The 7,440-nt window shown below is 53.3% G+C and carries 7 protein-coding genes and 1 riboswitch; of the genes, 3 read left to right on the top strand and 4 right to left on the bottom strand.

Features of this window, described 5'->3' with window-relative positions; all coding sequences use genetic code 11:
• Both ACWI8T_RS07190 and ACWI8T_RS07185 read right to left on the bottom strand, forming a co-directional pair.
• Positions 1-305 (bottom strand): pyruvate formate lyase family protein (locus ACWI8T_RS07190; RefSeq protein ID WP_449138449.1); only part of this gene is annotated, 305 nt, incomplete at its 3' end.
• Between the two features lie 75 nt (positions 306-380).
• Positions 381-552: riboswitch (Lysine riboswitch) on the bottom strand.
• Positions 553-662: 110 nt separating this feature from the next.
• Positions 663-1,712, bottom strand: a complete 1,050-nt coding sequence (locus ACWI8T_RS07185) for an inorganic phosphate transporter (RefSeq protein WP_337492569.1) — start codon at positions 1,710-1,712, stop codon at positions 663-665.
• A 302-nt stretch (positions 1,713-2,014) separates the two neighbouring features.
• On the opposite strand from ACWI8T_RS07185, the gene ACWI8T_RS07180 reads away from it, so the two are divergent.
• The gene (locus ACWI8T_RS07180) at positions 2,015-2,728 is read left to right on the top strand and encodes a 5'-methylthioadenosine/adenosylhomocysteine nucleosidase (RefSeq protein ID WP_449138448.1); all 714 of its coding nucleotides are present in this window, start codon (positions 2,015-2,017) and stop codon (positions 2,726-2,728) included.
• 126 nt (positions 2,729-2,854) lie between these two features.
• Here the strand turns inward: ACWI8T_RS07180 and ACWI8T_RS07175 are convergent, their stop codons facing one another.
• Positions 2,855-4,816: a fructose-1,6-bisphosphatase gene (locus ACWI8T_RS07175; protein ID WP_449138447.1), complete on the bottom strand. Its 1,962-nt coding sequence runs from the start codon at positions 4,814-4,816 to the stop codon at positions 2,855-2,857.
• Positions 4,817-5,232: 416 nt separating this feature from the next.
• Between ACWI8T_RS07175 and ACWI8T_RS07170 the strand changes: the two genes are divergently transcribed.
• The gene (locus tag ACWI8T_RS07170; protein WP_449138446.1) at positions 5,233-5,928 is read left to right on the top strand and encodes a class I SAM-dependent methyltransferase; all 696 of its coding nucleotides are present in this window, start codon (positions 5,233-5,235) and stop codon (positions 5,926-5,928) included.
• A 69-nt stretch (positions 5,929-5,997) separates the two neighbouring features.
• Here the strand turns inward: ACWI8T_RS07170 and ACWI8T_RS07165 are convergent, their stop codons facing one another.
• Positions 5,998-6,300, bottom strand: coding sequence for a hypothetical protein (locus ACWI8T_RS07165; RefSeq protein WP_449138445.1), 303 nt, complete (start codon positions 6,298-6,300; stop codon positions 5,998-6,000).
• 159 nt (positions 6,301-6,459) lie between these two features.
• On the opposite strand from ACWI8T_RS07165, the gene ACWI8T_RS07160 reads away from it, so the two are divergent.
• Positions 6,460-7,305: a pyridoxamine kinase gene (locus tag ACWI8T_RS07160; protein WP_449138444.1), complete on the top strand. Its 846-nt coding sequence runs from the start codon at positions 6,460-6,462 to the stop codon at positions 7,303-7,305.
• Positions 7,306-7,440 lie beyond the last annotated feature (135 nt).

Raw genomic sequence — 7,440 nt, 5'->3', positions numbered from 1 at the left:
GGGTCCTTTGGACGCGTGCTGAATTCATCGATATCGCGCACGTACCAGCTGCTGCTTTGGAAATCGGGATGCAGATTCGCACCGCGATAGGCATTCGTTGGCGTACCCACAATAAGCTCGTCATCGAAAATCATGCAGCTCATGTGTTCAAGAATATGATTGACGACCTTCGCGCGGAAAACGGGCACCGCATCGCCCGCAAACTGCTTGTAAGCCTGCGTTTGCAGCACCAAATGCTCGGCCGTAATACACGGCGTGGTGTTGAAATGGCGTTCCCTCATGCGATCGATACGTGGCGTACGCATTGCATTCCTCCATATAACGAAAAAGGCGGCCTCGGGCGAAATGCCGCAAGCCGCCGATCGCGCACGCGAAACGTCAGCTTCGATAGCACTCCGCGTTCCCGCGACAGTGCGACGGGTATTCCCCGCCGCCCCAAGGCGCCGCACACGAACCCATGCGGTCCCTTCGGCTTTCGGCCTTCGCCATCACGGCAAGCTGGTTCGGCTTACCACCGCGATTGAATGCTCGAAAGCGGCCTCTATCAAAGCGATAAAATTGCAGATGTCAGGGTAACGCACTTGCTAAAGCTTTCGTTTCAAAAACGTTAACAAATTCGTTTTTTCATATTGAACGCCGGTCAAAAGCCCCTGTAGCTGAAACTAGGCGAACATCATGAAGATTTTCGCAAGCAAAAATCCGATAAAACCGCATGCCGGAAACGTGATGATCCACGCCATGAGCATGTTTTTCGCAATAGACCAATTCACACGCTTGAGCGATTTCGCGGCGCCCACGCCCATAATGGCAGACGTGTTGCAGTGGCCCGTCGACACCGGCATGCCGGTAAGACTCGCAACCAGAAGCGTAAACGTCGTGGAGAAGTTCGCCGCACAGCCCTGATATTTCTCGAGCTTCACCATATCCATGCCGACCGACTTGATGATGCGCTTGCCGCCCAAAATTGTGCCGAGCGAAATGGCGGCGGAACAAATAACCATAATCCACAGCGGAAAGCCGCTCGAATCGGGCGTGGAGCTACCGAACGAAAGCGCGATGCCCAGCATGGCGATAGACATGAATTTCTGACCATCTTGAGCGCCGTGCAAGAAGGAAAGCGCCACCGCTGCAATGTCTTGAATGATGGTGAAAAGCTTATTGGCCGCCTGGCGTTGCACGAATTTGAAAATCCACTCGATGAGGCGCGTGAAAAGCCAGCCAAGCACGAAACCAGCGACCAAGGAGAAAACCATGCCGTAAATGACCTTCGCCCATTCGGCGGGAACGACGCCTGCCCAGCCGTTCATGGCAATGGCGCCACCGGTAATGCCGGCGATCAACGAATGCGATTTCGAACACGGAATGCCAAAATACCAACACGCGATGCCCCACAAAATGGCGCCTATCATAGCCGCAACCAGAGCGTATAACGCTGAATTAGTATCACCTGAAAAGTCGACCATGCCAAACATGGTTTTCGCCACAGCGGTAGAGATATAGGTCATGCCCACAAGGCCCACGAAATTAAACACAGCGGCAAGCGCAATAGCGGCATTCGGGGAAAGACAACGAGTAGAAACGACCGTCGCGATAGCGTTCGGGGCATCAGTAGCGCCAGAAACTGCAGTTACGCCAATGACCAGAATCAAAATGACGAACAAAATGGGCTGAGCCATTGCGTGCGACAAAAAATCAAAAAACGTGAGAGCCACGAAGCACCTCGTATGTAAAAGCGGCCAAATGCATGACACGGCTTATTGTACCGAAGTTTTACCCATGTTTTACGAACACGCACAATCTGGGGAAAAGTCACGAATGCGGCACAACTTCCATCTTGGCACGACTCACTAGAAAGTTGCTATGCCTACATATGGCATTTCAGCGGTTCTGGGTCTCGCTTTTTGACACGAACGCATCGTTGCGCGCCTGCGGCAACATTAATGCGATACGATGCAACCAAAACAAGAAACGAACCAAGGCTCGATCTTTGATACGACGAGATGGAAGGAACGAAATGGCATCTCAATCTACCATCGGCATTATTGGCGCAATGGATGTCGAAGTCGCACTCCTCAAGAAGCATATGCAGGAATGCTGCGAAGTGCATACGGCCGCATTTTCCGGCATGGAATTCATCGAAGGCGTCATTGGCCAGACGAGCGTCGTCGTTGTGAAGTGCGGCGTGGGCATGGTCAACGCAGCCACCTGCACGCAAATCCTCATAGACCGTTTCGGCGTGGGAGCAGTGCTCAACACCGGCATCGCTGGCTCGCTCGACGCGGCCATTGAAATCGGCGATGTGGTTGTGGCGACCGATGCAGTGAACCACATCATGGACGTAAGCAACCTGGGTTACGCCGTGGGCCAAACGCCGGGCGCCGACACGCTCGCCTTCCCCATGAATGAAAAGCTCAGCTGCGCCGTCGTCGACGCTGCAGCCAAGATTGGCGTGACGACGCATAGGGGCCGCGTCGCATCGGGCGACCGTTTCGTATGCAGCGATTCCGAAAAGCAGCGCATCACAAAAGCCTTCGACGCCAAATGCTGCGAGATGGAAGGCGCCGCCATCGCGAACGTGTGCCACCTTGCGAACACTCCCTGCGCAATCGTGCGCGCAATTTCCGACAAGGCCGACGGGTCATCGAGCGTCGACTATCCCACCTTCGAAGCCCAAGCAGCACATCATTGCGCCGAACTTGTGATCCACGCAATCTCGAGCCTCGCATAAAAAGGGTTCGCTATACCAAGAAGGCCGGACGAGCATTAAGCGCGTCCGGCCTTTTCGTTCGCAACCAGGATTCCCTCACGCCCGCTGCATCAATAAAGGGCGAAGCCTGGATAAGAGAAAACGATTCTACGATTTTTTCCGCTCGGGAATATCGCCATGGCGATACGCTTCAAGCAAACGCTCCAAATCGGCAACGTGCGCCTTGAGCTTCGCGCCCGTATCGGTATCGGCAACAAGCGTGCGCACGCCCACGCGTTCCACCACGCGACGCGAAGAATGAATATCAAGCTCACGCTCAACGGCGGCTTGGGCCGATTCGAGGGGCTCGTGCGCGGCGAGCACAAAACCGTGCGAATTCGAGATAAGCGTATAGCCCGCAATGCCCGTTGTAGACTGATACGCTTTCGAGAAACCACCGTCGATCATGATGACCTTGCCATTGCACTTCACCGGGTCTTCGCCATCTTTCACCTTCACGGGTACATGGCCGCAAATGATATGAGACGTTTCAGGGTCAAGACCAAAATCACGGAAGATACCCGCAAACACGTCCTCGTTGTCGAGAAGCGTATAGAAGGGGTTCTTCACCTCTTTGCGCGCTGCCTTATCGGCAATAAGATAGAGCTCGAAAGTTGCCATCTTGCTCTTCGCGAACAAGGGAGACCCCTCGCCCAGCCACAAGTACCACAGCATATCGGCGCCGCGCTTGCGCATTTCAGCATCCTCGTCGAAAAACGCGATGCGCACCCATCGCTCCATTTCGTCATAGAGTGCGCGGCCCTTAAGCTTCTTACCGAAAACATCGACTTCTTTCAAACTGCCATCAGCATTCAGGGGAACGCATGCATGGAACAGCAGGTTGCCGTTGTCGATTTTATAAAGGCTGCCCGTTTTCAGGAAGAAACGCATATGGCGCTGCAGCTTTTCGCACCCTGTGAACGCAGAAACCAAGCGATCCATGACGTCGCGCTCGCCAGGCGTGAGCTTATATGGGTCGCAAGGATCGATGGTCGGGAACATCTTGTCGGTCAGTTCGTATTCAACGCCGTCGCACACCACAGTGCCGCGTTCGTAATCGATCTTATCGAGCAGCTTGCGACTCTGGAGGCCGAATGCCGGGTTCTCATCGATAAGCGCGCCTTCGACCTTGAATTGAATGATGGCCATCGCCTTTTGGATTTTCACGTTCATCAGAATCTCGGCTTCTGACATGGTGTCAGGGTGGCCCTTCAGAGCGAAGCCGACGCAGGGGTCGTCCTTATACGCATCAAGCGCGAATCGAGCCAAAGGCAAAATATTGATTCCGTAGGCATCTTCGAGAATCGAAAGGTTTCCGTAACGTGCGCAGTTTCGCACGACATGAGCAATACAGCCGCGTTGGCCGAGCGAAGCGCCCATCCACACGATGTCATGATTGCCCCACTGAATATCGACCGAATGGTGATCGATAAGGGCCTCCATAATCGCATCAGGATGAGGGCCGCGATCGTAAATATCGCCAATAATGTGCAATCGTTCAATGGCCAAGCGCTGAATCAGCCCACACAACGCTTCAACAAATGCAGGCCCCCTGCCAGTTCTTACAACGGCATCGACGATGGCAGCGTAATACGCTTCTTTATCGAAGTTGCGCGTATCGGCATACATAAGCTCTTCGATGATGTAAGCGAAGTCTTCGGGCAAGGCTTTGCGAACACGAGAACGGGTGTATTTACGCGCGGCACGTTTGCATACGGCAATCAGACGCGGCAGCATTTTTCCATACCACGCAGCCACATCTGAAACCTTCGAAAGCTCCAAACGAGATTTCTCACGGGGGTAATAAATCAGCGTTGCGAGCGTGCGCTTTTCTTCCTTCGAGAGTTCGTCGCCAAACACGTCATCGATCTTCAGGCGAATCGAGCCCGAGCCATTTCGAAGGATGTGCGAGAACGCCTCGTATTCGCCATGAATATCGGAAGCGAAGAACTCCGTGCCCTTCGGCAAATTAAGAATCGCACTCAGGTTTATAACTTCGGCGGACGCTTTTGCGACCGTAGGAAACGAGCGAGAAAGAAGTTCAAGATAGCGCTTTTCAGCAGCATCCATACACAGGCCTCCTTGACCAATCGCCTGCAACAGCAGCTCGATTTTCAAACAGTTGAATTCATGGTACCGCGAGAAAAGAAGTCATGCCCCCAAGGAATACCAAACGGTGTATTTCATCGACGAAAAGGCGAAGGAACACATGGAGCATATGGCCATATCTGTTTGGAATACATGCGAAAACCGCCATTCGACGCATTGGTGTTACAAAGAATAATTTTGGTATCATGCCTAACGGCAGCGTAAAGTTGATGATATGTTTACGCTTTATCATTATCAATTTACCTTGTAAAGCTCCCCTGTTTGCGCATTGTTCTTTTCCACAGTGGAACAATTCAAAGCAAATGCGCTTTTCCTAAACGAACCGCCTGGAATTGTCCGATTCAGGTACGCTGTCACTATGAAAGAAATCGGCAATCATGCATGAGGGAGAAGACATGGCACCGAAATCGGTCGAGCTACGCGAAACAAATGCGGGACTAACCCTCGTAGGCGACAACATGGAGCTGCGTTGCGATTTCGAAGAGATGCTTCCCCGTATAAAACCTGGACGGCTTCAGCAAGAGTTGCTTGTAAAGGCGGCGAAAGTCAAAGGGACGCAATCCCCTACCGCCATCGACTGTACTGCCGGCCTTGGCCAAGATTCCTTTTTGCTCGCCGCAGCAGGCTTCACGGTGCGCATGTTCGAGCGCGACGAAACCATCGCGGCGCTTCTGGAGGATGGCCTTTCGAGGGCTGGTAATAACCCGGTGGTATCTGGCATAGCGAAAAGAATGTCGCTCGAACGTGGCGACAGCCTTCAGTACCTCGCGGCACTCGTGAAATCGGACGATGTACCTCCCGACGTGATTTACCTTGATCCAATGTTTCCCGCACGCCAAAAAAGCGCTGCGGTGAAGAAGAAGTTCCAGCTCCTGCATGTGCTCGAAAACCCCTGCGATGAAGCGGAAGAAGAAACGCTTATCCGCGCTGCGTTCGCAGCCGGTCCCCGCAAGGTCGTTATTAAGCGCCCCGTGAAGGGGGGACACCTTGCCGGGATAAAGCCAAGTTACTCGATTACGGGCAAGGCGGTACGTTACGACGTGCTGGTTCCGCCAAGCACGAAGCTCCAATAAAAAAAGCGATGCGCTCTATGTCGCGCATCGCTTTTCAAACGATATAGAACTAAAGCAATAAAGGACGCATTATTCATCCCAGGGATGCGACGTAAGATGCCAACCATCGCAGTAGGGACACCGGTAAACAGACAAGCCGCGCTTGCCATTATGCTCACACCACGCAAGATTTTCTTCGGCCTCCGCACGCGAAGCATAACGGTTCTTCGACTCGCATGCCTTGCGACGACGCGCCGCCTCATGATCGGCGCTGGCCCTTTCCCGATGCGCCTCTTCGCGCGCGAATATATCATCCATGCCGGGAAAATCATCCAGTCCAGCAGCAAACTCCGCTTTCTGCTTCGACCATGACGAACGTTTTTTGCTGCCCATGGCGCCCTCCTCGAATGCAGCCAATAATTCCTATAGACCATCTTCCATAACACGCGAAACGTTCTATATTTCCGACGCAATACCACGCACAGCGCTTTCCGCGATTCAACCTACCACTATAATAGCTAACCGCTCCGAAATAGCGACAGAAAGACTACCGTGCAAAGCATCGCCCCAAACCACAATAACCAAAAGAAAATTGCCCTCATCAACGACATCACCGGCTTCGGCAGGTGTTCCGTCGCTGTGCAATTACCCATTATTTCCCAGCTGGGCGTGCAGTGCTGCGTGCTGCCAACGTCAATCTTAAGCAATCACACGGGCTTTCCGAGCTACAGTTTCCAAGATTTCACGCCCCATATGCACGAGCATATTGATGAGTGGCGCAAACTCAACCTACAATTCCGTGGCATTTGCACCGGGTTTCTCGGTTCAGCCGAGCAAATTTCAATCGTGCGCGATTTCATCGACGAATTTGGCGGTGACGACTGCGTAACGCTCGTCGACCCCGTTATGGGCGACGAGGGAAAGGCCTACGGCACCTATACGCCTGAAATGTGCGAGCGCATGGCCGAACTCGTTGCCCATGCCGATATCATCACGCCCAACATCACCGAGGCGTGCATCCTCGCAAACGTCGATTACGACCCACATATGAGCTTCGACGACGCCTTCTCGCTCGCCCAAAAGCTGTGCGATATGGGCCCGTCTAAAGTCGTTGTGACAGGAGTCGAACACGGATCAAGCATGTCGAATGTATGCTTTGAACGAGGGAGGAAGCCTTTCACCGTAACAGACGAAAAGCTCGGAGAGCAGCGTTCGGGAACGGGCGACGTCTTCTCGGCAATCATCGCGGCCGATGCCGTAAACGAAGTTCCGTTCAGAAAGTCAATCGAAAAAGCAACGAGGTTTGCCCATGACTGCGTTCAGGCAAGCATCGATTTGGGCATTCCGCGCACCGATGGCCTCGCGTTCGAAGAGAAGCTGCACACGCTCACCCAATAGCGCTACGTAAGCATGGCCAAGGAAGCGTAGAGTAGTTTCCATTGGGGCGACCCGATGGAAACGGTCAATCCCCCCCCACGTTCTTCCAAAACGAGAACCGAAACGGCTGCATACCACGCGAAGCGAACGGCAACC

It is taken from the genome of Slackia sp., assembly GCF_977041755.1.
This window is presented reverse-complemented; position numbering and strand designations above follow the sequence as displayed.

Excerpts from the sequence above, each read along its gene's own strand:
- ACWI8T_RS07180 (WP_449138448.1), top strand. The coding sequence starts at position 2,015 with ATGGCATCTCAATCTACCATCGGCATTATTGGCGCAATGGATGTCGAA.
- ACWI8T_RS07175 (WP_449138447.1), bottom strand. The coding sequence starts at position 4,816 with ATGGATGCTGCTGAAAAGCGCTATCTTGAACTTCTTTCTCGCTCGTTT.
- ACWI8T_RS07170 (WP_449138446.1), top strand. The coding sequence starts at position 5,233 with ATGCATGAGGGAGAAGACATGGCACCGAAATCGGTCGAGCTACGCGAA.
- ACWI8T_RS07165 (WP_449138445.1), bottom strand. The coding sequence starts at position 6,300 with ATGGGCAGCAAAAAACGTTCGTCATGGTCGAAGCAGAAAGCGGAGTTT.